The 26273-nt window shown below is 68.9% G+C and carries 27 protein-coding genes and 1 riboswitch; of the genes, 17 read left to right on the top strand and 10 right to left on the bottom strand.

The window, feature by feature from the left end:
• Window positions 1-188: 188 nt before the first annotated feature.
• Window positions 189-289: riboswitch (cyclic di-GMP riboswitch) on the bottom strand.
• Window positions 290-420: 131 nt separating this feature from the next.
• A complete protein-coding gene (locus ASE28_RS12990) occupies window positions 421-693 on the bottom strand; it encodes a hypothetical protein (RefSeq protein ID WP_057200458.1) in 273 nt (90 codons plus the stop codon).
• A 158-nt stretch (window positions 694-851) separates the two neighbouring features.
• Here ASE28_RS12990 and dinG point away from each other — a divergent pair, with 158 nt between their 5' ends.
• From dinG to ASE28_RS12940, 10 genes are all read left to right on the top strand, one after another.
• Window positions 852-3014 carry an ATP-dependent DNA helicase DinG gene (gene dinG, locus ASE28_RS12985; protein WP_057266886.1) on the top strand — a complete coding sequence of 721 codons (2163 nt, stop codon included), beginning with the start codon at window positions 852-854 and terminating at the stop codon, window positions 3012-3014.
• Window positions 3015-3078: 64 nt separating this feature from the next.
• Window positions 3079-3438, top strand: coding sequence for a zinc ribbon domain-containing protein YjdM (locus tag ASE28_RS12980; protein ID WP_057266885.1), 360 nt, complete (start codon window positions 3079-3081; stop codon window positions 3436-3438).
• 143 nt (window positions 3439-3581) lie between these two features.
• A complete protein-coding gene (locus ASE28_RS12975) occupies window positions 3582-4085 on the top strand; it encodes a pyridoxamine 5'-phosphate oxidase family protein (protein WP_057266884.1) in 504 nt (167 codons plus the stop codon).
• A gap of 74 nt (window positions 4086-4159) precedes the next feature.
• Window positions 4160-4396, top strand: coding sequence for a hypothetical protein (locus ASE28_RS12970; protein ID WP_057266883.1), 237 nt, complete (start codon window positions 4160-4162; stop codon window positions 4394-4396).
• A gap of 130 nt (window positions 4397-4526) precedes the next feature.
• A complete protein-coding gene (locus ASE28_RS12965; RefSeq protein WP_057266882.1) occupies window positions 4527-4955 on the top strand; it encodes a hypothetical protein in 429 nt (142 codons plus the stop codon).
• A gap of 182 nt (window positions 4956-5137) precedes the next feature.
• Entirely contained in the window at window positions 5138-6373 is a 1236-nt protein-coding gene (locus tag ASE28_RS12960) for a PHB depolymerase family esterase (RefSeq protein ID WP_057266881.1), read from the top strand.
• A gap of 96 nt (window positions 6374-6469) precedes the next feature.
• Window positions 6470-7240 carry a hypothetical protein gene (locus ASE28_RS12955; protein ID WP_057266880.1) on the top strand — a complete coding sequence of 257 codons (771 nt, stop codon included), beginning with the start codon at window positions 6470-6472 and terminating at the stop codon, window positions 7238-7240.
• A gap of 71 nt (window positions 7241-7311) precedes the next feature.
• Window positions 7312-7941 carry a PolC-type DNA polymerase III gene (locus ASE28_RS12950; protein ID WP_057200449.1) on the top strand — a complete coding sequence of 210 codons (630 nt, stop codon included), beginning with the start codon at window positions 7312-7314 and terminating at the stop codon, window positions 7939-7941.
• A 101-nt stretch (window positions 7942-8042) separates the two neighbouring features.
• Window positions 8043-8300 (top strand): DUF3297 family protein, encoded by a 258-nt coding sequence (locus ASE28_RS12945; protein ID WP_057200448.1) that lies wholly within the window; start codon window positions 8043-8045, stop codon window positions 8298-8300.
• A 19-nt stretch (window positions 8301-8319) separates the two neighbouring features.
• Window positions 8320-8811, top strand: coding sequence for a ribonuclease HI family protein (locus tag ASE28_RS12940; protein ID WP_057266879.1), 492 nt, complete (start codon window positions 8320-8322; stop codon window positions 8809-8811).
• 13 nt (window positions 8812-8824) lie between these two features.
• Here ASE28_RS12940 and ASE28_RS12935 read toward each other — a convergent pair whose 3' ends face one another.
• The 6 genes from ASE28_RS12935 to ASE28_RS12910 form a co-directional block, all read right to left on the bottom strand.
• On the bottom strand, window positions 8825-9355 hold the full coding sequence (locus tag ASE28_RS12935; protein ID WP_057200806.1) for a GFA family protein: 531 nt from the start codon (window positions 9353-9355) through the stop codon (window positions 8825-8827).
• A 63-nt stretch (window positions 9356-9418) separates the two neighbouring features.
• Window positions 9419-10711: an RNA polymerase sigma factor gene (locus ASE28_RS12930; RefSeq protein ID WP_057266878.1), complete on the bottom strand. Its 1293-nt coding sequence runs from the start codon at window positions 10709-10711 to the stop codon at window positions 9419-9421.
• A gap of 2 nt (window positions 10712-10713) precedes the next feature.
• Window positions 10714-11124, bottom strand: coding sequence for a VOC family protein (locus ASE28_RS12925; RefSeq protein ID WP_057266877.1), 411 nt, complete (start codon window positions 11122-11124; stop codon window positions 10714-10716).
• A 77-nt stretch (window positions 11125-11201) separates the two neighbouring features.
• The gene (locus ASE28_RS12920) at window positions 11202-11732 is read right to left on the bottom strand and encodes an SRPBCC family protein (RefSeq protein ID WP_057266876.1); all 531 of its coding nucleotides are present in this window, start codon (window positions 11730-11732) and stop codon (window positions 11202-11204) included.
• Window positions 11733-11765: 33 nt separating this feature from the next.
• A complete protein-coding gene (locus tag ASE28_RS12915) occupies window positions 11766-12182 on the bottom strand; it encodes a YciI family protein (RefSeq protein WP_057266875.1) in 417 nt (138 codons plus the stop codon).
• Window positions 12183-12379: 197 nt separating this feature from the next.
• Window positions 12380-13705: a M20 family metallopeptidase gene (locus ASE28_RS12910; RefSeq protein WP_057266874.1), complete on the bottom strand. Its 1326-nt coding sequence runs from the start codon at window positions 13703-13705 to the stop codon at window positions 12380-12382.
• A 117-nt stretch (window positions 13706-13822) separates the two neighbouring features.
• Here ASE28_RS12910 and ASE28_RS12905 point away from each other — a divergent pair, with 117 nt between their 5' ends.
• Together ASE28_RS12905 and ASE28_RS12900 are read left to right on the top strand one after the other, a co-directional pair.
• Window positions 13823-14710, top strand: coding sequence for a LysR family transcriptional regulator (locus ASE28_RS12905; protein ID WP_057266873.1), 888 nt, complete (start codon window positions 13823-13825; stop codon window positions 14708-14710).
• 138 nt (window positions 14711-14848) lie between these two features.
• Window positions 14849-18763, top strand: coding sequence for a WG repeat-containing protein (locus tag ASE28_RS12900; RefSeq protein ID WP_057266872.1), 3915 nt, complete (start codon window positions 14849-14851; stop codon window positions 18761-18763).
• A gap of 163 nt (window positions 18764-18926) precedes the next feature.
• Here the strand turns inward: ASE28_RS12900 and ASE28_RS12895 are convergent, their stop codons facing one another.
• Together ASE28_RS12895 and ASE28_RS12890 are read right to left on the bottom strand one after the other, a co-directional pair.
• Window positions 18927-19292 carry a YciI family protein gene (locus ASE28_RS12895; protein ID WP_057266871.1) on the bottom strand — a complete coding sequence of 122 codons (366 nt, stop codon included), beginning with the start codon at window positions 19290-19292 and terminating at the stop codon, window positions 18927-18929.
• Between the two features lie 51 nt (window positions 19293-19343).
• The gene (locus tag ASE28_RS12890; RefSeq protein WP_057266870.1) at window positions 19344-20654 is read right to left on the bottom strand and encodes an aminotransferase class I/II-fold pyridoxal phosphate-dependent enzyme; all 1311 of its coding nucleotides are present in this window, start codon (window positions 20652-20654) and stop codon (window positions 19344-19346) included.
• A gap of 40 nt (window positions 20655-20694) precedes the next feature.
• Here ASE28_RS12890 and ASE28_RS12885 point away from each other — a divergent pair, with 40 nt between their 5' ends.
• The 4 genes from ASE28_RS12885 (at window position 20695) to ASE28_RS12870 (ending at window position 24682) form a co-directional block, all read left to right on the top strand.
• Window positions 20695-21411, top strand: a complete 717-nt coding sequence (locus tag ASE28_RS12885; RefSeq protein WP_057266869.1) for a glutamine amidotransferase — start codon at window positions 20695-20697, stop codon at window positions 21409-21411.
• Entirely contained in the window at window positions 21408-22103 is a 696-nt protein-coding gene (locus ASE28_RS12880; RefSeq protein WP_057266868.1) for an MOSC domain-containing protein, read from the top strand. Before ASE28_RS12885 ends, ASE28_RS12880 begins: the two co-directional genes overlap by 4 nt.
• A 295-nt stretch (window positions 22104-22398) precedes the next feature.
• Window positions 22399-24081, top strand: a complete 1683-nt coding sequence (gene leuA, locus ASE28_RS12875) for a 2-isopropylmalate synthase (protein ID WP_057266867.1) — start codon at window positions 22399-22401, stop codon at window positions 24079-24081.
• A 97-nt stretch (window positions 24082-24178) separates the two neighbouring features.
• Entirely contained in the window at window positions 24179-24682 is a 504-nt protein-coding gene (locus ASE28_RS12870) for a C40 family peptidase (RefSeq protein WP_057200436.1), read from the top strand.
• On the opposite strand, the gene ASE28_RS12865 is transcribed toward ASE28_RS12870, so the two are convergent.
• Window positions 24683-25042, bottom strand: coding sequence for a VOC family protein (locus ASE28_RS12865; RefSeq protein WP_057266866.1), 360 nt, complete (start codon window positions 25040-25042; stop codon window positions 24683-24685).
• Window positions 25043-25160: 118 nt separating this feature from the next.
• Here ASE28_RS12865 and ASE28_RS12860 point away from each other — a divergent pair, with 118 nt between their 5' ends.
• Window positions 25161-26273 carry a 3-deoxy-7-phosphoheptulonate synthase gene (locus ASE28_RS12860; RefSeq protein ID WP_057267293.1) on the top strand — a complete coding sequence of 371 codons (1113 nt, stop codon included), beginning with the start codon at window positions 25161-25163 and terminating at the stop codon, window positions 26271-26273.

The raw sequence follows: 26273 nt of genomic DNA, 5'->3' as shown, positions 1-26273 counted from the left end.
AGCCCCCTGTGCAGGATGGCGCCCGTGAAGGCGGCCATGGATGGCCAGGCCCGCGCTCGAAGCAGGAAGATCAGGAGCAGAAACGGCGAGTGCGGGACCTGGGCGGTGTTGCATCGCTGGGGCGGCCTCTCGGTTGTTGTATGCGGCGGCAACTGAGACGGCAGCTCCCCTGAGCAACCTGGATCCAACGTGGCAGTTCCGCTGTCGTGAGCCCCGGAACAGGTTCCATGGGCCGGTAGACCGGTGACTTTGCGGACCCGTCTTTCGCACGGGGGTGCCGTTTCAGTATTTTTTCAGTATAGGGGAATGGGTTGCGCTGGCAAACCATTGATTGCCACACCGCAACGCTCGCTCGTGGCGGGCGATTCGCAGGTGTTGCGCCGATGCACCGCTTGGCGGCACCGCTGGCGCAATGCCTGGCTACTTCTGCTTCTGGTAGGCCTTGTCGGCTGGGGGGCCGCGGTCCGTGTCCTGCAGGCCACGCTGCACGTCGCGGTAGGCCTGCTGCACCTGTGCGTCGGGCTTGCCATGGGTCATGTCCACCGACTGGTCGCGCTCATGGGGCAGCTTGGGGCTTTCTTCCTGGGGGACGTTCTGCGCATCGGCATCGCCGCTGGTCGGGGTGCTGGCTGTCTGGCGTTTGGTGGTGTCCACCGAGGGTTCGTTCTTCTGGCGGTCGGCGGTGGTGGGCATGGGATTCTCCTGGGCGCCCCGGGGGCGCATTGGGTGTCGTACACCATCGTAGACATGCCCCGCAGCCTGCGGTGTAGGCCCATACCCCATGCGCGCGACAGGCCGCACCACCCCCCAAAAACACTGTATGCCCAACCATATGCCACACTCTCGTCCTTATGTCTTCAACAGAGTGGGCCCAGGCGGCCCTGCAGTCGTTCGATGCGGTGGTGCAGGCCACCCCGGGGTTCCGCAGCCGGGGTGGGCAGCGGCGCATGGCCGAGCAGGTGGCACAGACCTTCAGCCAGGCCACGCTGGGCAAGGTGGACGAGGAAGCGGGCGAGGCTGCGCCCACCCGTTCCATCGCCGTGATCCAGGCCGGCACGGGTGTGGGCAAGTCGCTGGCCTACTGCGCGCCGGCCATCGCCATGGCGCTCTCGCGCGGCACCCGGGTGCTGATATCCACCGCCACAGTGGCACTGCAGGAGCAATTGGTCAACAAGGACCTGCCCGCACTGGCACTGCTGCTGCCCCAGCCCTTCAAGTTTGCGCTGGCCAAGGGACGTGGGCGCTATGTCTGCAAGCTCAAGCTCGACCGCCTGGCCGGCACCGGCGAGGCCGAGGAGGTGATGGACGACGACCTGTTTGCCGAGGAAGAGGCTGCGGCCCGGGCCAAGCGCCCGCGCCAGGAGACCGAGGCACGCATCCAGTTCTACTCGGCCATGTCGCAGACCCTGGGCAAGGGCGGTTGGGACGGCGACCGTGACAGCCTGGACACGCCACCCGAGCCCGAGGTGTGGAGCGCCGTGGCGGCCGAGGGGGCCTCCTGCACCGGCAAGCACTGCCCGGCGTTCAGCCAGTGCACCTACTATGACAAGCGCAAGGAGCTGATCGGCGCCCAGGTGATCGTGGCCAACCATGACCTGCTGCTGTCCTCGCTGGGCGCGCGCGTGCTGCCCGAGCTGGACAACTGCCTGCTGGTGCTGGACGAGGCCCACCACCTGCCCGCAACGGCCCTCGACCAGTTCGCCTGCAGCATGGACCTGAGCCGCGTGACCTGGATCGAGCGCCTGGCCAGCCGCGGCCTGCGCATCGGCGCGCTGCTGGAGGTGGAAGAAATCGCCGACATCCCCAAGCACTCGGGCCAGCTGCGCCAGACGCTGCAGGACCTGGCGCGCATCGTGATGGACGTCTACGGTCCGGCGCTCAAGAGCCAGAAGGACGCCTGGGGACCGGCGCGCGTGCGCGTGCCGCGCGGTGAGTTGCCCGAGCCACTGATCGCCCCGCTGGGCCTGCTGGCCGCGAGCGCCGACGGTTTTCTCGAAGCGCTGCGCGCCATCTCCAAATCCCTGCGTGCCGAGATGCGCGACAAGCCCGACGAGGCGCGCCGCCTGTCCACCCTGTACGCGCAGATCGGCATGCTGGCGCCGCGCCTGGAAGAGCTGCACGCCACCGCCCAGCTGCTGCTGCAAGATGCACCCGAGGGCGCGGTGCCGGCGGCCAAGTGGTTCACGCTGGAGGTGGAGGGCGACTTCATCGTGGTCAAGGCGCATGCCAGCCCCATCCTGCCGGGCACCACCTTGCGCAACCACCTGTGGAGCGCGGTGCGCGGCGCGGTGCTGACCTCGGCCACCCTCACGAGCTGCGGGCACTTCGAGTTCTTCATGCGCGAGTCGGGCCTGCACGGCGACGCGGCGGCCACCACGCTGGAGGTACCGAGCCCATTCGACTACGCCGCCCAGGGCACGCTGATTGCCGCCGAGACCCGGGCCGACCCCAAGAACGCGGCCCAGTTCACGGCCGAGATGGTGGATGCGCTGCTCTACGACATCGCCAATGTGGAATACGGCGCGCTGGTGCTGTTCACCTCGCGCGAGCAGATGCGCCAGGCCGTGGAGGCCCTGCCCACCGCCATGCGCAGCGTGGTGCTGGTGCAGAACGCGCTGCCGCGCACGCAACTGCTCAAGCGCCATCGAGAGCGCGTGGCCGAGGGGCAGCCCTCGGTCATCTTCGGCATGCAGTCCTTTGGCGAGGGGCTGGACCTGCCGGGCCGGCTGTGCGAGTCGGTGTTTATCACCAAGCTGCCCTTCGCCCCGCCCGACGATCCCGTGGGCGAAGCCCGCGCTGAATGGCTGCGCGCCGTGGGGCGCGACCCCTTCAGCGAGCTAGTGGTGCCCGCCACCGCGATCCGCCTGGCCCAGTGGGTGGGCCGCGCCATCCGCACCGAAGAGGACCAGGCCCACGTGTACTGCTACGACAAGCGGCTCATGAACACCTCGTACGGGCAGCGCCTGCTCAAGGGCCTGCCGCCGTTTGCGCTGGAGCAGCGCAAGCCGCGCTGAGCAGCGCGCACCTTTGCCGCCATGCGGCACCGACCCTCTCCCCGGAAAAGAAAGAAAGCCTTCCATGACCCGCGCCATCCCCGCCTGCCCCCAATGTGGCCTGGAGAACACCTACCCCGACGGCAGCGGCAGCTATGTCTGCCCGGACTGCAGCTTCGAATGGCCCATGGTGGCCGAGGCGGCAGAGGCCGACGAGGCCAGGAGCGACGGCACCGTGCGCGATGCCCATGGCAACCCGCTGGCCGACGGCGACGCGGTCATCCTGGTAAAGGACCTCAAGGTCAAGGGCTCGTCATCCACCCTCAAGAAGGGCACCAAGATCAAGGGCATCCGCCTGGTCGACGGTGCCGATGGCCACAACGTGGACTGCAAGACGGACCTGGGGAGCATGTTGCTGAAGTCGGAGTTCCTGAAGAAGGCGTGATCGATTCCGGCTGAGGCGGAGCACTGCGAGGCGCTGCTGTCAGACAATGCCCTCCCCAAGCCGGGCCGGGGGACGACGCCCGCCAAGCGCCATGCCGCCTACAGTGAATTTTTACCGATTCACCATCTGCCGGAGGCACCCCCATGCAACACGACACCCCCGCCCGCGAGACGCTGTGGAAGCTGATCAAGGACATCAAATTCGGCATGCTCACACACCGCCATGCCAATGGCATGCTGCACGCACACCCGCTGACCACGCAGAACCGCAGCATCGATGAACAGTCGCTGCTGTACTTCTTCATCCCCCGCAATGGCGAGCTCTATGGCCGCCTGCTGACCGACGGCCAGGTGAACGTGTCGTACGCCGACTCCGGTGACGACAGCTACGTGTCCCTGTCGGGCCAGGCCAGCTTCGTGGAAGACTTGTCGCAGAAGGAAGCCCTGTGGTCGCCCATGGCCAAGGCCTGGTTCCCTGCGGGCCACACCGACCCCAACCTGGCCCTGCTGGCCGTGCGCGTCGGCCATGCCGAGTACTGGGACGTCAAGGAAAGCAAGATGGTGCAGCTGTACAAGATGGCCAAGGCCGCCATCACCGGCGAGCAGCCACGTGACCTGGGCGAGCACAAGGAATTGACGCTGTCCTGAGGCAGCGCCTCCCGCTGGTGCGCCCCGCTTCCCGTCGGGCGCACCGTTCATCCCCGGACTACAGGAGATTTGGCATGAGCAGCAAGGAAAACCAGACCGACGACGACCTGAATGCCAGCAGCGACGGCAGCGGCAAGGTGGCCAACGCCCACAACAGCGCAAGCGACAAGACCACGCAGATCAACCAGGGCCGCCGCACGCCCGAGAGCCGTGGCGACCGCGACACCCACCTTGGCAGCGGCAACCAGGGGCAATCGCGCCAGGGCGGGGTCGGCAGCAGCAGCGGTGGCGGAAGCCGCGGCGCGGGCTGATGCCGCGCACGGCTGCCACGCACCAGAAAGGGCCCTTGGGCTCTTTCTTTTTGATGGCAGGCCCTTGAAAACGCCGATTCACCATCCAATTACCATCCATATGGATGGCACAAGACGGCCAGAATGCACTATGAACCCCACTTCCTCCACCCCCCTGGCCTTGCGCAGCAAGGTCCCCGATTCGGAAAAGATCACCATCAACCTCGGCTATGTGGACCTGGGGCACATCGATCTGCTGGTATCGGAGGGCTTCTACGCCAACCGCACGGATTTCATCCGCACCGCCATCCGCAACCAGTTGAGCACCCAGAACGAGGAGGTGCGCCAGGTGGTGGCACGCAAGATGCTCGTGCTGGGACTGCAGCGCTTTGGCCGCACCGACCTGGAGGCCGTGCAGGCCGCGGGCCAGACGCTGGAGATCCGCGTGCTGGGCCTGGCCAGCATCGAGGACGACGTGCCGCCCGCGCTGGCGCAGGCGACGATCGCCTCGGTCACCGTGCTGGGGGCGTTCCACGCCAGCCCGGCAGTGAAGGCGGCACTGGCGGGCCGCATCGGCTGAGACAAGCGCCTACCGTGGCGGGGTGCCCAGCGCACCACAACGGCGATTTCTTTCCTTTTCCATTCCAGACCGGCCCTTTCGAGCGGCGGCATTCCGAGACAAAAACCGACGGCACCAGCCGCCCAGGGGCGGCCGTGCCATGAACGGCGCACGCCCTACCAGCTCACCCCAAGGACCTTCCCATGGACTGGAACCACAATCTCAAGCAACTCCTCGGCAACGCCACCGACCTGGTGCGCAAAGGCCAGTTGGCCGATGCCACCCGCGCCATCCAGCAGGCCCTGGGCGGAATACCCGCCACTGCGGGTGCGGCAAGCGCCACAGCGCCCCAGGCCGGTGCCACCGGCACCTTGCGCGAAGGCCGGGCAGGAATGCCCGCGTCCAGCCCAGCCGGTACAGGCTGGCGCAATGGCTTTGCGCAGGCCGATGTCGAAGACGCCGTGGTGATCGACCTGCCGGAGGACACGCCTGCCCGCGCCCAGCCTTCCCCGACCACGGGCCCTGCGAGCGCCCGGCGCCCTGCCACGCAGGCGCCCGACAGCTTCACAAGGGTGGCCTTCGCACTGGCCGGCGCCCCGCAGGACCATTACTACCTGTATGTGCCGCCCGCGGCAGACACCGGTACCCACATGCCCCTGGTGCTCATGCTGCATGGCTGCACCCAGAACCCCGAGGACTTCGCCACCGGCACGGGCATGAACGGCGCGGCGGCGCGGGCGAATGCCCTGGTGCTCTACCCGGCCCAGGCGGGCAGCGCCAACCCCAAGGCCTGCTGGAACTGGTTCCGGCCACAGGACCAGCGGCGCGGCGGCGGCGAGCCGGCCACGCTGGTGGCCATGGTGCGCGAGGTGATGGCACGCCACCCGGTGGACAGCAACCGCGTCTATGTGGCGGGCCTCTCGGCCGGTGGTGCCATGGCGGCTCTGCTGGCGCGCGAATACCCCGACCTGTTTGCCGCCGTGGGCGTGCATTCGGGCCTGTCGGCCGGCGCGGCGCAGAACGTGATGGCGGCGCTCTCGGCGATGAAGACCGGCGCCAAGGCGGCCAGCACCAGCCCGTTCGCGACGACCACGCCCCCCGTCATTCAGCTGGGCACGGCGCTGCCCCTGATCGTCTTCCATGGCGACGCCGATGCCACCGTGCATGCCCGCAATGGCGAGCAACTGGTGGAGGCCGCGCTGGCCGCCGCCGATGGCGAGGTACGCCCTGCGGTGACCACCGGCCGGTCGGCCCACGGCCAGGGCTATACGCGCACCCTGTACCAGAGCGGCGGCGCCACGCTGGCAGAGCACTGGGTGCTGCACGGTGGCGGCCACGCCTGGGCCGGCGGCGATGCGCGCGGCAGCCATACCGATCCCCGGGCCGTGTCGGCCACCGAGGAGATGCTGCGCTTCTTCCTGGCACACCCCCGCTGTTGATCCCCGGCCACGCGCCACCATAATTTGCCCCCGGGGCACCACGCACCGCCTCATCCATACCTACAGCAAGGTGCGGTACCTGGGGGGAAATTCACCGTGGAAAACGTCTACATTTCCATCGCGGGACTGGTGGCCATCGGACTTGTCGTCTACTTTGTGCGGCGCGCCAGGCGCCAGGACAACACCCGCACCGACCTGAAGATCACCGGCGTGCGCATCGACCCGCCCTCGGGCAGTGTGCTGCAGGCCAACACCCCCATCACCGTGGCGCTGGACTACCGCTACTCGGCACCCCGCGAGCCGCTGTATGTCTGGGTGAAGATCCTCGACACCACCTACGACTCGGTCTACGAGGGTTCGCACGACCGCATGGAGCCCGGCACGGGCCGGATCGGCCGTTCGGTGCATCTGACGCAGGCCGGTACGGTGCGCGAGCTGTTCATCGTGGCCAAGAACCAGGACTTCGTGGAAGTCTTCAACCAGGCGCTGGCGGTGGACTTCACCTACAAACAGGCCGAGGTCGACGAAGAGTGGATGAACGACGGCAAGGGGTCGGAGATCACCGGCATCACCCTGTCCATCCCCTCGCCGGCCGTGGTGAAGGCCGGCACACGCATCGGCGTGGACATCGCCTATGCGATCAACACCGAGGAAGGCCTGGACATCTGGGCCATTCCCGAAACACAGACCAACATGACCTATGAAGGCACCACGGGCAGGCAGGTGGGCACGGGCGTCGTATCCAAGCACTTCACCGTCATCGACCCCGGCAAGCTCACCAGCGTCCGGCTGCTGATGAAGAACGCCGCCAGCCAGACGGTCTACGAGCGCGTCGTGCCGGTGGACTACACCTATACGCTGGCGTGAAGCCCGCCTGGCAGGGCCGCAAACCCTGGGCCGGGGCCGGGGCAAGGGCTTCGGTTTATCCTCCAGGCCACATGTCCCGTATCGCCGTCATCGACTTTGAAACCACCGGCATTTCGCCCGGTCAGGGCGCCCGCGCGACCGAGGTGGCCATCGTGCTGCTGGAAAACGGCCGCGTGGTCGACCGGTTCCAGAGCCTGATGAAAACCGGCGCCTGGATCCCTGCCTTCATCACCCAGCTCACAGGCATCACCAATGCCATGGTGAACGCCGCGCCCGAGGCCGCCGGCGTGATGCAGGACGCCGCCCGCTTCGTGGGCAATGCGCCCATGGTGGCACACAACGCCGCGTTCGACAGCAAGTTCTGGCAGGCCGAGCTGGCGCTGGCGGGCGTGGCCGCGCCGCACGCGTTCGCCTGCACGGTGCTGCTCTCGCGCAGGCTGTACCCCGATGCGCCGAGCCACAAACTGGGTACGCTGGTGGACTACCACGGCCTGCCGCGCACGGGCCAGGCCCACCGGGCCCTGGCCGATGCCGAGATGGCCGCCGAGTTGCTGGCGCGCATGCAGCACGACCTGCGCCAGCGCTGGGGCGTAGCCGAGCCCGGCCATGCGCTGCTGATGGCGCTTCAGCGCTGTGCCAAGCCCGGTATCGGCAAGCTGCTCGCACAGCATGGCAAGCCTGTGATCCCGGTGACCTGCTGACCGATCTCCCTGCCCGCAACCCTTGTTTGCTGGCGCGGGCATACGGCGAATCGCCGAAAATGCGCGGTTGCCTTCTTGAACCGATTCACACCATTTTTCCCATGACCGATACCACCCAAGCCCCACCGCTGCCCGACCACCTGTCCGTCGACCCGCGCAGCCCGCACCATGTCGCGGCCGTGTTCGAGCACGACATCGGCATCCGCTTCAACGGCAAGGACCGCTCTGACGTGCAGGAGTACTGCGTCAGCGAAGGCTGGGTGAAGGTGCCCGCCGGCAAGACGCTGGACCGCAAGGGCCAGCCGCTGATGATCAAGCTCAAGGGCACGGTGGAAGCCTTCTACCGCCAGCCTGAATAAGCCCTTTTCCGCCGATTCCATGGACGGGTTGGCCCCGGCGGCCTGGGTTATCCACTGCGATGGCAGCGCCATACCCAACCCCGGCCGCATGGGCCTGGGCGCCGTGCTGGTCGCGCCCGACGGCACGCGCCACGCCCTGTCGCAGGCCACGCACACCACCGGCTGCAACAACGAGGCCGAACTGGGTGCGCTGGTGATGGCCTTGAACGAAGCCCGGGCCCGCGGCGCCACCACATTGCAGGTCTACAGCGACAGCAGCATCCTGGTGGAGCAGCTAGGCGGCCTTGCCAAGCCATGCGTTGAACGGCTGGAGTCGCTGTACGCCGCTGCACGCGTCCTGCTCGAAAGCTTCGGCGAAGTACAGCTGCAGTGGATTCCCCGCCACCGCAATGGCGAGGCCGATGCCCTGGCGCGCGCGGCACTGGGTGCGCTGCCCAAACCTTCCGTGCACCCCTCCCTGCGGGGCCTGCCGCGCAAGAAGCGCAGGAGCCCGCCGCCGCTGCCGGGCTGACCCCGGCCGGCGTTCACGACGGCTCGAAGCCCATCGCGGCCCGGTAGGCCGCGATCTTGGGCAACAGCACCTGGCGGCGCGCCAGGCTCTCGGGCGGCCAATGCGCTTCGCGTTCATAGTATTCAGTAACCACAGCCGCGCCTTGCGGCAGCACCACCCAGGGCTGCTTGGCGAGGGTGAAGATGTGGATGTCCGGCGGCAGGTGGTCGGGCGCATCGAGCGTGCCCACGCGCACGAAGGACACCAGCGGGCCCGCGCCCGCATAGTGGCTCCACACGGCCACATGGCAGTGCGGGCAGCGCGCGATCTTCTGGCCCAGGCCGCTTTCCGAAGGGGTGTCGACCAGCACAGGCGGGCCGCCCAGCAGGCGGATGCGGTCGGCCTCGATCATGGCGTTCAGCGCGAAGGAAGCCCCGCTCTCGCGCTGGCACCAGCGGCAGTGGCAGCAGTGCACGAACAGGGGTGCCGTTTCCATGCGGTAGCGCACGTGGTGGCAGTCGCAACCGCCTTCGAGCGGGAATGGGGGCGTGGACGGGAACTGCATGGCGATCACTCCGTGGAGTGCCGCACGTTACGGCAAAAGCCACACCCTGTCACTCCCGTCCTGTCACGCGCCGCAGTCTGCCGCGCGGGCCCGCAGCAGGGACTGTTCCTGCGCATTGTGCGTAAGCGTGGCGGCCAGTTCGAACTGGGCACGCGCTTCTGCACTGCGGCCCAGCTTGGCCAGCAGGTCGCCACGCACGCTGGGCAGCCAGTGGTAGTCGCGCAGGGCGGGGTCGGCGCCCAGTGCATCGACCAGCACCAGTGCGGCGGCGGGCCCGTCGGCCATGCCCACGGCCACGGCGCGGTTGAGCGCCACGACGGGTGAGGGCGCAACCTGCAGCAGCGCGTCGTACAGTGCCACGATGTGGTTCCAGTCGGTGTCCGCAGCACGGCGTGCGCGCGCATGGCAGGCCGCGATGGCGCCCTGCAGCGCGTAGGGCCCCCAGGGGTGGCCGGCGCGGGCCAGTTGCTCGGCCCGGTCGAGCGCGGCCAGGCCGCGGCGCACCAGCAGGTGGTCCCAGCGTGCGCGGTCTTGGTCCATGAGCAGCACGGGGCGACCCTCGGCATCGGTGCGTGCGGGCAGGCGCGAGGCCTGTATCTCCAGCAGCGCCACCAGACCCTGCACCTCGGGTTCGTCGGGCGTGAGGCCGGCCAGCACGCGCACCAGGCGCAATGCCTCATCGCACAGGGCCGGGCGCATCCAGTCGTCGCCCGCCGTGGCGGCATAACCTTCGTTGAAGACCAAATAGATCACTTCGAGCACCGAGGCCAGGCGCGGCGCACGCTCGGCCGCGCCGGGCACCTCGAAGGGCACATGCGCGGCCGTGAGGCTGCGCTTGGCGCGCACGATGCGCTGGGCCACGGTGGCCTCGGGCACCAGGAAGGCGCGCGCGATCTCCACGGTGGACAGGCCGCCCAGCAGCCGCAGGGTGAGGGCCACGCGCGCCTCGGTCGACAGCACGGGGTGGCAGGCGGTGAAGATCAGGCGCAGCAGGTCGTCGCCGATGTCGTCCTGGCGTGCGGCATCGAGCGCATCGACGAAGTCCGGCGTGTACTGGGCTTCGAGTGCTTCCATGTCATGGCCCAGGGCCTCGTGCTCGCGCGCCTGCATGGCCTGCTGGCGCAGGTGGTCCAGGGCACGGTTGCGGGCGGTGGTCATGAGCCAGGCGGCGGGGTTGTCAGGCAGGCCGCTGGAGGGCCAGTGCTCCAGGGCAGCCACCAGCGCATCCTGCGCCAGCTCTTCGGCCCGGCCCACGTCGCGCGTCATGCGCGCCACGCGGGCAATGATGCGGGCCGCCTCGATGCGCCATACCGATTCGATGGTGCGGTGCAGGGCATCGGGGCTGGGCGCAGCCATTGTCAGCCGAGTGCCTTGCTGGCGTCGACCATGTAGGCGAACTCCCAGGTGTGGCCATCGAGGTCGTCGAAGCCATGGGCGTACATGAAGCCATGGTCCTGCGGTGCGCGCGGTGACGTGGCGCCGGCGGCCACGGCCTTGGCCACCAGGGTGTCGATCTCCTCGCGGCTCTGGGCCGACAGGCAGACCAGCACCTCGGAGGTCTTGCGCGCATCGGCCACCGCCTTGTCGGTGAAGGTCTTGTAGAACTCCTCGACGAGCAGCATCACGAAGAGGTTCTCGCCGAGCACCAGGCAGGCACCCTGCTCGTTGGTGAACTGCGGGTTGAAGTCATACCCCAGCGCGCGGAAGAAGGCTTTGGAGCGGCCCATGTCCTTGATGGGCAGGTTGACGAAGATCATCTGGTGTTGCATGGCGGTCTCCTGACTGGATGAAACGATAAGGGATAACGGACGTGGAAAACAGGGGGTGATGCGAAAGCCGGACAGGATCACTTGGCGGCCTCGGCCGCGAGGAAGCCCAGGCCGTCCTCGAAGTCCTTGCCGACCATGTGGTCCATGTTGAAGAACAGGTGCATGAGCTTGGCCAGGTAGGGCACGGGGCCGTGCATGGCCCAGGTGACGCGGGTGGCCTTGCCGCCACCATCGGGCTCCAGCGTGAAGTCCACGCGGTTGTGGGCCTCGAACGGTGCGACGAAGTCGAGCTTCATGCCCACATGGGCGGGCGCCGTGGCCTCGGTGATCTCCATGCTGCCTGTGCCCACCTTGTCGCCCTGCCAGGCATAGCGCGCGCCGGGGCCGGCGGTGGCGGTGCTGTACTCGCCCTTGGCACCGGGGTCCTTGCGCTCGTAGGGGTTCCAGGTGTTGAAGCGGCGCAGGTCCTGGACCAGGCCGAACACGCGCTCGGGCGGGGCCTCGATCACGCGGCTGCGCTCCACACGGAAGGTATCAGGGCGGGTGGCCGCATAGGCCAGCAGCAGGGCCAGGGCGGCCAGCACGACGAAAGCAATGGTCTTGATCATGGTGAATCCTGGGGTGGTCGTGGGAAATCGGGGTCAGCCGCGCGCGGCTTCAATGTCGCGAAAGCGCTGCACGCCTTCGCCCGGTGCGAAGTCATCGAGTTCGAACACCGGCCGCACCTCGATCTCGGCTGCGAGCCCCTCGCCGCGCGGGTTGGGAAAGCGCCGTGCCCACTCCATGGCCTCATCGCGCGAGCGCACCTGGATCAGCGTGTAGCCGGCGATCAGCTCCTTGGTCTCGGTGAAGGGCCCGTCGACCACCGTGCGCTGGCCACCGCTGCCGTAGCGCACACGCCAGCCCTGGGCGCTGGCCTTGAGGCCCATGCCATCGAGCAGCACGCCCGCCCGTGACAGCTCCTCGTGGTAGGCGCCCATGGTGGCAAGCATGTCCTCGCCGGGCAGCACGCCGGCTTCGCTCTCGGGGCTGGCTTTCACCAGAATCATGAATCGCATGGCACATCTCCTGTGTGTGGAAGTCGCTGTGCAGGGGGATGGAAATTCCCTGCGCTCATCCTCCACGACGAACAGGCGCCCGCAGAATCGACACGGATGTCGAAAAACAAGGGTTTGTACTTAGATAATTTCCATCCCCCAATGAAAACAGCCCATGCCGGGGCCGGCATGGGCTGCTTGCGGGGGGACCGCAGCGGTCAGCGCTTGGCCGCGGGGTTCTGCGCCATATAGGCGAGGGTGGCGCTGGTGAGCGCACGCACGCCGATACGCAGGGCCTTCTCGTCGATCACGAATTCGGACGAGTGGTTGGGTGCGCCGGACTTGTCGCCGAAGGGCGAGGCATAGAGGTTCCAGAACACCACGGGCACGCCGCTGCCGCCAAACGAGCCGAAGTCTTCGGACCCCATGGAGGGCAGCACCTCCCTGGCCTTGTCGGCGCCGCCTGCAGCCACAGCGAAGGCCGGGGCCAGGACAGCGGTGATCTTCGGATCGCTGACCACCACCTCGTAGCCGGTGTCGATGGTGACCTCGGCCGTGAGGCCCGCGCTCTCGGCGATCTTCTGGGCCTTGAGGCGGATGCTGTCGTGCGCGACCTTCTGGTTGCGCGCCGAGAGCGAACGCACGGTGCCGCCGATCTCGGCCGTGTCGGGCAGGATGTTCACGCGGTTGCCGCTTTGCAGCAGGCCGACGGTGACCACGGTGGGGCCGTCCAGCGGGTCGATCTGCTGGCTGATGATGCCCTGCAGGGCGAGCACGATCTCGGCCGCGGCCAGCGTCGGGTCCTTGGCCGTCCAGGGCGAGGAGCCGTGGCCGCCCTTGCCCTGGAGCTTGATGTTGAACACATCGCCGCTGGCCATGAAGCTGCCGGCGCGGTAGGCCAGGGTGTTGCCCGGTGCGCGGGCGCTGATGTGCTGGCCCATGACGACGTCGACCTTGGGGTTGTCGAGCACCTTGGCCTCCATCATGGCCTTGGCACCGCTGGGCACGGGGCCGGGGCCCAGTTCTTCGGCGGGCTGGAACAGGAAGACCACGGTGCCTGCCAATTCGCTGCGCACGCTGGACAGGGCCTGCGCCGCGCCCAGCAGCATGGCCACGTGCGTGTCGTGCCCGCAGGCATGGGACACCGGAGTCTCGTTGCCGCGCCATTGCGCGCGCGCCGTGGACTTGAAGGGCAGGTCGTTGCGCTCCTGCACGGGCAGGGCGTCCATGTCGGCGCGCAGGGCCACCACGGGGCCCGGCTTGCCGCCGCGCAGCACCGCCTTGATGCCGGTCTTGGCGATGCCGGTCTGCACCTCGATGCCGGGCATCCTGGCCAATGCCGCTGCCACATAGGCAGCGGTCTGCACCTCTTCGTAGGACAGCTCGGGGTGCTGGTGGATGTGGCGGCGCCAGGCGATCACCTGGGGTTCGGCCGCATCGGACAGGGCCAGCACGCGCTGGGCCAGGGGCGACGTGGTCTGGGCGGATGCGGACATCGCCAGGCTGGCAAGCATAGCGGCCAGCGGCAGGAGCCGGTGTTTCATGGAAAGGACCTTCGGGTTGGACGACGGGCAACTCTAGTACCAAGCCCATACCGCGAACAGTCACAATTTCATTCACGTGAAAACCAAAATGCATCACCCTGCGTACCGGAGACTTCGATGAAACCGCACCAGCTCAAGGCCTTTCTCGCAGTGGTGGAGCTGCACAGCATCCGCCGGGCGGCGAATGCGCTGCACATCACCCAGCCGGCAATCTCGCGCGCGATCCGTGAGCTGGAAGAACACCTGGCGGTGCCGCTGTTCGTGCGCAGCGCGCATGGCGTCACGCCCACCGAATACGGCCTGGCCTTCGAGCGCCGCGCGCGCCTGCTGGAACAAGAGGCCGAGCGCGCACGCGACGAACTGCGCCAGATGCGCGACGGCCAGCTCGGCTGCGTGCGCGTGGCCGTGTCGTCGGTGCCGGCCATGGCGCTGCTGCCGCAGGCGCTGGCACTGTTCCGTGCGCAGCTGCCGTCCACCGCGCTGGAGTTCAGCGAGGGCCTGGCGCCCCTGGTGCTGCCCGCCCTGCGCGAGGGTCTGCTGGACCTGGCCCTGGTGCAGCACCGCCTGGAGCGCGTGGGCCCCGACGTGGATTGTGAGGAGCTTCTCACCACGCCGCTGGCCATCTGCGCGCGGGTGGGCCACCCCCGCGCACGCGCCCGCAGCCTCGCGGCACTGCAGCACGAGGAGTGGGTGGGCTGGGACCGCGCCATGGTTGAAGACCTGTTCGCCGGCAGCGGCGTGCCCGCGCCCGAGCGCATCGTGGTCAGCCGCTCGATGGAGATCACGCGCGCGCTGGTGGGCCGGGGCGATCTGATCAGCGTGTTCGCACGTCCGGCGCTCGACCGGGAGCTGGCGCGCCACGGTATCCGCGCGATTCCCGTGCAGACCCGCCTGCCCGAGCTCACCATCAGCGCCGTCACGCGGCGCGGCCACATCCCGACGCCGGCGGCACAGAAGTTTCTCGAAGCGGTGCGCACGGCAGCCCGGGGCATCGCAACTCCATAGCCTGGCCATGCAGGGCAGCGGCGAATGGGGCGACCGTGAAAAATTGCCCACATTGCGGTCTTTGTGCCCGCCAGGACCGCCGCGAGCCCGGCCACGGCGCAGGCGGCCCTTACGATCATGCGAAGGACCCACCACCGCATGAACAAGCACACCCCTCCCATCGCAGCACCCTGGATCGCCAGCATTCCCCTGTCGGCCGATGGCGCGGCATTCGCGCTGCTCATCGTGCACCCGGGCCGGGCCATTGCTCCACCCGAGGGCCTGCGCGCCGTCATGCGTTTCAACGCCGATGGCGAGGGTGGCTTTGTCGCCGCAGCCATGGCGGGGGACGGCTGCTGGGGCTACATCGACGCCGAAGGCCATTGGCGCGTGCCCCCCACGCTGGAGAACGCCCGCGACTATTCCGAAGACGGCCTGGCACGCTTTTGCCAGGGCGGGCGCTGGGGCTTCGTGAACCTGGCGGGCGAGGTGGTGATCGCACCGGCCTTTGAGGACGCGCGGCCGTTTCGCGGCGGGCTGTGTGCGGTGATGGTGGGCAAGAACGCCTGGCGCATCATCGACCGCGAAGGGAAGTTCACCTGCGAGGAGAGCTTTCGCGAACTGAGCACCTTCGGCGCGGGCGCACTGGCGCGCGCAGTGAGCAAAGCCAAGGGCACGAACCAGCTCGCCTATGGCTATGTCGACGGCCAGGGCCGCTGGGTGATCGAGCCGCGCTTTCAGCGCGCGTTGCCGTTCGGCGAGCAGCCCGCCACCGCCGCATCGCTGGATGGGGAGACGTATGGCCTGATCGATGCACGCGGGCAGTGGGTGCTGGAGCCCCGCTACCCGGACATCCGGGCCTTCAACAAGCAGGGGCTGGCCTACTTCGACGAACCCGACTCGTGGGACAACGGCCACGGCTACCTGGACGCCAAGGGGCGCGTGGTGATCAAGGGCGAGCGGCACCTGTCCAGACACATGGTGCACGGCATGGTGTGCAGCGACTACAACGGCGCCGGCTATCTGCGCGCGGATGGCAAGGCGCTGGACACGCCGTCGCTGGTCTACGGCAGCCACTTCCGCTCGGAAGGCGGCTTTGCGGTGGTGCGCACCGCCGCATCGGCAGCGCACAAGGGCCACGCAGGCCGGCCCGCCGCCTGGGCCCTGCTGCACCCCGATGGCCGCGTGGCAAGCCTGGCAGAGCCCCTGCTGGAGCCCCTGACGAACGGCGATGGATGGCTGGTGGAGGAGATGAACGACACGCCGCTGGTGCCGTTTCTCACGCGCGATGGGCAGGTGGCGTACCTCGACCGCTATGGCGCCGTTGTCTGGCGCGCGCAGTACGACGGACAGCACGCCACGCTGCTCGATGCGCAGGGCCAGGCGCTGTGGCGCAGCGACGCGCAAGAGGGCGACTGCCGGGCGCCCCACCCCTTCTTCCTGCCACCCATCACCGACCACCTGGAGGGCATCGACACGCTGGGCGGCATCGTTCCCCTGGCCGAGACCTTGCTGGCCGAAGCCGAGGCCCGGCTGCACCGCCTGGCTGCGGGCCAGACGCTGGAGCGCGAGCCCTCGCCAGATGGCGACGACGACGATGATGAGGACGGGGACGACGATGAGGACACCGTGCAGGCGAATCGCGCAGTGGTGCTGCGGCGGGTGATGCGCACCTACATCAGCGAGGAGCACAACGGCCCCTACGAGTTCCTGTGCTCGGAATTGAGCGACGCGGTGAACCAGGCCCGCGAGGCGATGCTGCAGGCGCTGGAGGCCCGCTACGGCCCGGCCGACCCGGACCCCGAACACGCCGCACCCTGGCACGGCGCTGAACGTACCCAGGCCTGGGCGGTGCCGATGGCCCAGGCCCTGCCGGGCGATACCGGTGTGCTGCACGAGTCGCGCGAGCAATGGGTCACGCTGTACAAGAGCTCCGACTCTGGCGATGGCGATGCCTGGTGGGAGCTGTGGCTGATGGTGGCCCCGAGCCTCGACGCCCTGGAAACCGCACAGCGTGCGCGACTCAGCCTGGCAGCGCAGGACAGCGATGGCGCCGATGAGGAGGGCGATGTGGGTGGGGACGACAGCTCGCCCGTGGAGCGCCTCCAACCCCAGACGCGCGAGGAATGGTTGCAGGCCGTAGCCAGCGACCGCTATGCCATTGCCCAAGTGCCCGCAGCGTGGCTCGACGATGCGATGGTGGACGCGGCACTGGCCAGCGATGTGGAGGCGCTGGCCTGGGTGCCTGGCCGGCTCCAGACGCCCGAGCGGCTGCAGGCCCTGATCCGCCGGGGCGTGGACGAAGCCGCGAGCATCCCCCCCGAGTGCATGACCGCCGAGGGCCTGGCGCTGGCACGCGGGCTCTATGCCGACAGCCACGAATGGGACTGGCGCGACGAGCGCAACAGCCGCATCCCCACCAGTTGGGACCACAACAGCCTGTGCGATGTGTGGGGTTGCCTGCTCACGCCGGAACTGGCGCTCAAGGCCGTGCGCGCCAAGGCGCCCTTGCGCGACCTGGCGCACTGGCTGCGCACCGATGAGGTGGAGAAGGCGGCGCTCAAGGCCGACATCTACAACATCAGCTACATCGACAAAAGCAAGATTACACCGGAGCTGGCCGCACGCGCCGTGCGCCACGACTATGGCACCCTGATCGAGGTGATTCCGCCCGAAATGATCACGCCCGCGCTGTGCCTGGTGTCGGCGCGCACCAACGGCCTGTCGCTCGAAAAGATGCCCGAGCCGCTGCGCAGCGTGCCGGTGTGCGTGGCCGCGCTCAAGGACCGCTCGGACGTGTTCCCGCACGTGCCCGAGGCCCTGCGAATGGCTGTCATCACGCAGCTGATCGAGGACGATCTGGCCGAGGCGCGCAGGGATGGCGAGCCGCGCGAGGGCAGCCATTGGCACGGCTACCGCGCCTGGGTGAAGCTCTGGGCCGAGGACTACGAGGGCGCCATCGCCGACGCGAAGCTGGGGTTGCCGGAGATGCGCTACGAGCAGCATGCGAACTATGTGCTGGCCAGCGCCTACATGCAGCTCGGCCGTGAAGCGGAGGCAGCGCTGGAGGCATCGACCGTGCTGTCCCTGCAGTCACCGTACAGCGCGCAGTGGAACGACGACGAAGACACCCGTTGGCTGCAGGCGCTGGTGCAGGAGCATGCAGGCGCCGCCGATGACGACGCGCTGGTGGAGCAACTGCTGTTGCACCCGCGCACGCTGGCGGACATTCCGCGCGAGCGCATCACCCGTGACATGGTGAACGCAGCCCTGGAATCCGACGAGGACACCGTGCGCTTCGTGCCACGCCGGCTGATGACACCGTCGCTCTACACCTTGGCACTGCGCCAGGGCGTCAAGCAGTTCGAGCAGATACCGCCGGACATGCTGGGCGAGGAGGCGTGCATCGAACATGTGAAGGGCGGCGGCTGGCGGCTGGAATACGTGCCCGAAGCCTGGCGCACGCTCACCGTCTGCGCCCATGCCGTGCGGCGCAGCAGCAGTGCCATCGAGCATGTGCCCGAGGCCCTGCGCAAGCAGGTGCCGGATGCCATCAAGCAACTGCCTCCCGAAGAGGACGAGGAGGGCTCCGGCAGCGGTTCGTCATCGGCCGGCGACTGGCTGACGCGCAAGCTCGTCGATTCGGTGGTGAGCAGCCAGCAGACGGCTTCGGGCCGGCTGCAGCAAAAGGGCCTCTTCACGGCCTTCATCCTGAAGACCATGCTGGGCGCCAAGTCCGACGACACCCCCACACTCAAGGGCCTGGCAGGCTGGTTCGAGGTGCGGCCCTTCCTGGCCATGGTGACCAACCTGGCGATGGGGCTGGCCGCGCTGGTCGGCCATGCCTTCGTGTCCGTGGGCGCGTGGCGCGCCGAAGGGCCCTGGGTGGGGCTGGGCACCTTCGCGCTGATGGGCTTCTCCGAACTCTACTGGGCCTGGCGCTTTGTGTTCTCCACGCCGTTCAGGCCGGGCCTGGGCGTGGCCTGCCTCGTGGTGATGCTCTACGTGTTCGCCTGGCGCTGGATGTACCGGCGCATCGGCCTGGTGTACGCAGGGAAAGAGGGCACCCCCTGAGTCGCGTCGCGCCTTCCCCCTCTCTCATATTGCTTCGCAATCTGGGAGGGGGACGGCCCTTGCGCGGGGGCACTGGTGTCGGCCGCGCGCGATCTACGGCCGCCAACAAGAATCGATACCTTTGGCGTGCTATCGATTCATTCCGGGGCCCGCCTGCGGCAGCTCAGGAGGTCGCGCCGTCGTAGCAGGGGGCGATGGCGCGCACTTCGATGGTGGCCCATTCCGCGGCGGGGCATTCGCGCGCGATGGCCAGGGCCTCTTCGCGCGTGGCGCAGTCCACGAGGAAGAAGCCGCCGATCATTTCCTTGGTCTCGGCGAAGGGGCCGTCGACCAGGCGCGGCTGGCCTTCGCGTACCTGCAGGCGCACGCCCTCGGTGTCGTTGGCCAGGGATTCACCACCCAGCAGCAGGCCGCGTGCCTGCAGCCCGGCGCCGAAGCGCTGCATGCGCGCATAGACCTCCTGCCCTTTGGCCAGGCCGCGCTCGGCGCGCTGGCCTGGGGGTTCCATGATGAGCAGCATGTAGGGCATGGGGGTCTCCGGCAGTGAATGGTGGGGATGGGCGCGATTCTAGAAGTGTCTTCAGAACACGGCCCGGCCCGGCGTGCGCAGCGCCTGCACCAGGTCGGCGGCCAGGCGCGGCATGTCCGTGGGCCTACATTCGCCCAGGCTCACGCGCACGGCCGGGGCACTGGCCAGGCGCAGCGGCGTGCCGGCCTGCACGGCCCAGCCGCGCGAGGCCATGGACTGCACCACGGCCGCCTCGTCGGCCACGGGCAGCCACAGGTGCAGGCCCTCGCCGGGCGCCAGCACGACCTGCTGCGCGGCCAGCGCCTGCACCAGGGCCTGGCGCCGCGCGGCGTAGGAGCCGCCGGCCTGCGCCAGCGCGCTGCCCTCGCGCATCTGCCGCCACAGGCCTGCCGCCAGGCCTTGCAGGATGCGGCTGACCCAGCGCGGCCCCAGGGCCTGCTGGGCGCGCAGGGCCTGCAGCAGGGCCGGCGTGCCCGTGGCCAGCGCCACGCGCAGATCCGGCCCGAGGAACTTGCTGACCGACACCACATGCAGCCACAGCGGGGGCAGCGACGCCGCCATGGCCAGCGGTGTGGCCGAGAGCGGGCCCCAGTGGTCGTCGAGCACCACGAGCAGGCGGGGCAGGGCCTGCAGCTGGTGGCGCAGCGCCTTCCAGCGCGCGGGGCTGATGGCCGCACCCGTGGGGTTGTGCGCGCGCGGCGTGAGCACCAGGGCGGCGCAGCCCTGCAGCACACCGGCGTCGGGCACGCACAGGCCCTCGCCATCCACCGGCAGCGGCACGGGTTTGAGGCGCAGGCTGTGCAGCAGGGCCACCAGCGGCGGCCAGCACGGGTCCTCGACCGCCACGCGGTCGCCGGGGTGCGCATGCACGCGCAGGGCGCGCTCCACCGCATCGAGCGTGCCGGAAAACACCCCGATCTCGCCACAGGGCAGGCCCTGCGCCGTGAGCCATTGCCGCGCCTCGGACTGCAGCGCGGGCAGGTCGGCCGGGGCGTCGTAGCTGGCTGAGGAGGCCAGCGCGGCCCAGGCCGCGGCACCGCCCTGCAACTGGGGCAGCAGCGACGCGTCGACATTGCCGCTGGCCAGGTCACGCAGGCCAGTGGGCACCGCATAGGCCTGGGCCATGCGTGCCGGGGTACCCACCACGCGGGTGCCGCGGCGCCCGTCGGTCACCACGCGGCCTGCGTAGCGCAGCCGGGCATAGGCTGCGGCCACGGTGTTGGGGTTCACCGCGAGCTGCTGCGCCAGCGTGCGCACGGCGGGCAGGGCGTCACCGGGCTGCAGGGCGCCGCTGCGCAGGGCATCGAGCAGGCTATCGGCGATGTTGGCGGCGGTTTTTCCGTGGGCGTACAATAAACTCATACATTCATTTTAATGTACTAGTACAAAAAAGGGAAATGCCATGAAGACCGCGTTGGCACTGCGGCATGTGCCGTTCGAAGACCTGGGTCTGCTCGCCCCCTTGCTGCAACAGCGCGGCTATTCCGTGCGCACCCACGATGCGGGGGTGGGGCCGCTGGAGGACAGCCTGCACCCGGAACCTGACCTGTTGGTGGTGCTGGGCGGGCCCATCGGTGCCTTCGACGAAACGGCCTACCCGTTCCTCGCCGACACGCTGGCGCTGTTGCGCGAGCGGCTGGCGCGCCGGCTACCGGTGCTCGGCATCTGTCTGGGTGCACAGCTCATGGCGCGGGCACTGGGTGCCGGCGTGGCGCCCATGGGGCACAAGGAGATCGGCTTTGCGCCGCTGGCCCTCACCCTGGACGGCGAGCGGTCGGTGCTGGCCCCCTTGGCCAATGGCACGCCGGTGCTGCACTGGCATGGCGACAGGTTCGAGATACCGCCCGGGGCCGAGAGCCTGGCGGCCACGCCCCTGTGCCCGCACCAGGCCTTTGCGCTGGGCACGCATGCGCTCGCACTGCAGTTCCACCTGGAGGCGGACCTCTCGCGCATCGAGCAGTGGCTGGTGGGCCATGCCTGCGAGTTGGCCGCGGCCGGCGTGGACCTGCAGGCGCTGCGCAGCGGGGCCCGGGAGCACGGCGCCGCACTCGCCCAGGCGGCCCAGGCGGTGTTCGGCGCCTGGCTGGACGGGCTCGACAAGGGCTTGCCGTCGCCATGAAGGAGCCCGTGCTCGGCCAGGTCACCGCCGTGCTGCGCGGCAGCGCCGTGCCCTTCTCCAGCCGCCCGGGCAGCCGCAGCGCCATTGCCAAGCAGGCGGTGACCGGACCGGTGTGCGTGGATGCGGCCGGCGTGCAGGGGGACGAGCAGGGCGACCCGCGCATCCACGGCGGCCCCGACAAGGCCGTGCACCAGTACCCGCTGGACCACTATGCCCTGTGGCGCAGCGAACTGGGGCACCTGCCCGTGCTGGAGCGCCCCGGCGCCTTCGGCGAGAACATCGCCAGCACCGGCATGGCCGAGACCGACCTGTGCTGGGGCGACCGCGTGCGCATGGGCGGCGTGCTGCTGGAGGTCACGCAGACACGCCAGCCCTGCTGGAAGCTCAACACCTGTTTCGGCCTGCCCGACATGGCGCTGCGCCTGCAGCGCACGGGCCGCACCGGCTGGTACTACCGCGTGCTGGAACCCGGCACGGTGCAGGCGGGCGATGCCATCGCGCTGGTGGCGCGGCCGCACCCGGCCTGGCCGCTGGCGCGCGTGATCGAGGTGCTCTACCACCGCGCGCTCGATGCCGCGCAACTGCGCGAACTGGCGGCGTTGCCCCTGCCGCCCTCATGGCAGAAGCTGGTGGCACGGCGACTGGAGCAGGGGACGGTCGAGGACTGGAGCCGGCGCACTGATGGGGTCTGAAGACCAGGGGCTTGGCAGCGCGGCCAGGCCTGTGCTAGGATTTGCCGCTATGCAACGCAGCATGTCCCTGTCCACCCTATCGCTAGGCCTAGTGCCTGGCCGGGGTCTGCCTGCGTTCGCCATCGTTGCCGCCACATCGCGCAACACCTGATTTCCCCCTGACCCCGGCCCGCGAACCAGCCTTTGCTTCCACGCAAAGGGCTGCAGGGGATGTCACTCGTTTTTTCATTCGTTTGACCTGCTGTGCAGGCTGCGCCTTTCGATGGCGCGCCGCACAGCGTTCGTGGAGCCTCTCATGATCGCCAAGCCCGCCACCAAGTACCAGCCCATCGCCCCCATCGCGCTCACCGACCGCACCTGGCCCTCACGGTCCATCACCCAGGCGCCGATCTGGTTGTCCACCGACCTGCGCGATGGCAACCAGGCCCTCTTCGAGCCGATGAACGGCGAGCGCAAGATGCGCCTGTTCCAGGAGCTTGTGCGCATCGGCTTCAAGGAGATCGAGGTGGGCTTTCCGGCCGCCTCGCAGACCGACTTCGACTTCGTGCGCCGCCTCATCGACGAGGACCTGGTGCCCCAGGACGTGACCCTCATGGTCATGACCCAGTCGCGCGCCGACCTGATCGAGCGCACCGTGGAAGCCGTGCGCGGCGCACCGCGCGCCATCGTGCACCTGTACAACGCCACGGCACCGGCCTGGCGGCGCATCGTCTTCGGCATGAACGTGACGCAGGTCATGGAGTTCATCGACCAGCATGTGTCGCACCTCAAGCGCCTGACCGATGCCCAGCCGGAAACGCAGTGGACGCTGCAGTACTCGCCCGAGACCTTCAGCGCCACCGAGCTCGAAGTCTCGCTGCGCGCCTGCCAGACGGCCATCCACGCCTGGGGCGTGGGCCCAGAGCGGCGCATCATCATCAACCTGCCGACCACGGTGGAGAACGCCTCGCCCAACGTGTTCGCCGACCAGATCGAGTGGATGCACCGGCGCCTGGCGCCGCGCGAGCACGTGGTGCTCTCGGTGCACCCGCACAACGACCGCGGCACGGGCGTGGCCGCGGCCGAGCTGGCCATGATGGCCGGCGCCGACCGCGTAGAGGGCTGCCTCTTTGGCAACGGCGAGCGCTGCGGCAACGTGGACATCGTGACCCTGGCGCTCAACATGTACACCCAGGGCGTGCACCCAGGGCTGGATTTTTCGGACATCACCGCCGTGGCGCGCGTGGCCGAGGAATGCACGGCACTGCCCGTGCACCCGCGCCACCCCTATGCGGGCGACCTGGTGTTCACCGCGTTCTCGGGCTCGCACCAGGACGCGATCAAGAAGGGCTTTGCCGCGCAGGACCCCAACGGCCTGTGGGAAGTGCCCTACCTGCCCATCGACCCGGCAGACCTCGGCCGCACCTACGACAGCGTGATCCGCGTGAACAGCCAGTCGGGCAAGGGCGGCATCGCCTTTTTGCTGGATCGCGAGCATGGTGTGGTGATGCCGCGGCGCATGCAGGTCGAGTTCAGCGCCGTGGTGCAGCGCCAGACCGATGCCAGCGAAGGCGAGATGACCGGCGATGCGCTGTGGAATCTGTTCCAGTCCACCTACCTGGCCAGCGGCCCCGATGCGGCCATCGTCTGCCATGGCCACCGGCTGGCCGATGACGGCCAAGGCATCGAGCTCGACGTGACCATCGCCGGCGCGCGCCAGACCCTGCAGGGCCAGGGCAACGGCCCGATTGCTGCCACGGTGGATGCGCTGGGCCTGCCGCTGCGCGTGGACCACTACGAGGAACGCGCCACGGGCACGGGTGCCAACGCGCAGGCCCTGGCCATCGTGGAGGCGGCACTCGAAGGCGTGGCCGGCTCCACCTTCGGCGCGGGCACCAGCCACAACATCGTGACTGCCTCGGTGCAGGCCATCGTGAGCGTGGCCAACCGGCTCGCCGAACGCCGCGAAGGCGCCCGGGCAGCGACCGCATCGGTGTAAGGGAAGACAGGGACCACGGTGGCGATGCCTTCACAAAAGGCGGTTGCCACGGCGGGGCATTCACCCCCGCGTACAGGGTGCGGTACGCTTGCGATCCATGCGTGTTCTCTCCTGTCTGGCCCTGGTGTCCGCTGCGCTGCTGATCGCAGGCTGCGGCACCTCCCGGCCCCCCTCGTCGTCGTCCTCCTCTTTTCCGTCCGCCCCGGTCCGCACGACGCCGCCGCTGAGCCCGGACCAGGCGCACGGCATTGCCATCCATGCGCTGGGCCTGGTGGGCACGCCCTACCGCTACGGCGGCAATACGCCGGATTCAGGCTTCGACTGCAGCGGGCTGATCGGCTATGTCTACCGCAACCAGGTCGGCACGCCGCCGCCGCGCACCGTGGCCGCGCTCAATTCTTGGGGTTACCCGCTCGAGTCCGGTGAGCTGCGCGCGGGTGACCTGGTGGTGTTCGGCACCGGACGCCAACCCAACCATGCCGGCATCTATGTGGGAGAGGGGCGCTTCGTGCATGCGCCTTCGAGCGGCGGCACGGTGCGGCTGGATTACCTCAGTGCCAAGCACTGGGCCGGGCAAAGGCCCGCCTTCCGCCGGCCTTGATCAACTCGCCAGGCGCTGACCGCCAAGGGCCTGGGCAAAGGCCAGGTGGTTGCCGTCCGGGTCCGTCACCAGGATGGCGCGCACCTTCTTGCTGTTCGAGCGCTGGGCGGTGTCCACCCCCATGCGCTCCAGTTGCTCGCCCTGTTCGTCGATGTCGTCCACCGCCAGCGTGACCGAGCAGCGGCCGGCGCGCCTGGGCAGTTCGTAGATCTGCAGCCAGCCGCCCTGCGGCAGGGTCCATTCCGCCAGTTCGGGCATGGGCTGCGAATCGGGTCCGCGCTCGAACAAGGCTCCATACCATTGCACCGCGTCGGGCAGGCTGCTGACAGCGACACTGGCAAGGGCATTCTGGATGGCCATGGAAACTCCTGGGGACGGGGGTGGGACTGGCTATAGGTATATCTGCGGCGTGGGTGAAACGCTGTAGGACAGCACCCTGGCGCAAATCCCTCCGGCATCCAAGGCGAAAATGGCGCGCATGACCCTCCACGTACACACCGCCCCCTCGACCACCGCGCTGTCCACCCACGACACGACCCGCATCGACGACACCCGTATCAAGGCCGTGCGCCCGCTGATCACGCCGGCCCTGCTGCAGGAGTGGCAGCCCGCGCCCGAGGCGGCGCAGACGCTGGTGGAAACCAGCCGCGCCGCGATCTCGCGCGTGCTGCACGGGCACGACGACCGCCTCGTCGTGGTGGTGGGGCCGTGCTCCATCCACGACCACGGCCAGGCCATGGAATACGCACGGGCGCTCAAGGCACAGGCCGATGTGCTCGCGGACGACCTGCTGGTGGTGATGCGCGTGTACTTCGAGAAGCCACGCACCACCGTGGGCTGGAAGGGCTACATCAACGACCCGCACCTGGACGGCAGCTTCGCCATCAACGAGGGGCTGGAGATGGCGCGTGCGCTGCTGCTCGACGTGCTGGCACTGGGCCTGCCGGTGGGCACGGAGTTCCTGGACCTCTTGAGCCCGCAGTTCATCAGCGACCTGGTGAGCTGGGGCGCAATCGGCGCCCGCACCACGGAAAGCCAGAGCCACCGGCAGCTGGCCAGCGGGCTGTCGTGCCCGGTGGGCTTCAAGAACGGTACCGACGGCGGCGTGAAGGTGGCCAGCGATGCCATCCAGGCGGCCAGCGCGCCCCACGCCTTCATGGGCATGACCAAGATGGGCCAGGCGGCGATCTTCGAGACGCGCGGCAACAACGACTGCCACGTGATACTGCGCGGCGGCAAGGCGCCCAACTACAGCGCGGCCGATGTGGATGCCGCCTGCGCCATGCTGCAATCGGCCGGGCTGCGCCCGCAGGTGATGGTCGACGTCTCGCACGCCAACAGCAGCAAGCAGCACCAGCGCCAGGTCACCGTGGCCGAGGACGTGGCGCGCCAGATCGCCGCGGGCGATGCGCGCATCACCGGCCTGATGGTCGAAAGCCATTTGCAGGAAGGCCGCCAGGACATCGTGCCCGGCCAGCCGCTGGCGCACGGCGTCTCGGTGACGGACGCCTGCATCAGCCTCGTGCAGACCGTGCCGGTGCTCGAAGGCCTGGCACAGGCCGTGCGCGCACGCCGCGCACGGAAGGGCTGA

The organism is Acidovorax sp. Root219 (genome assembly GCF_001428665.1).
Taxonomy (GTDB): domain Bacteria; phylum Pseudomonadota; class Gammaproteobacteria; order Burkholderiales; family Burkholderiaceae_C; genus Acidovorax.
The sequence above is the reverse complement of the archived record's forward strand: the minus strand, read 5'-3'. Positions and strand labels throughout refer to the sequence as shown.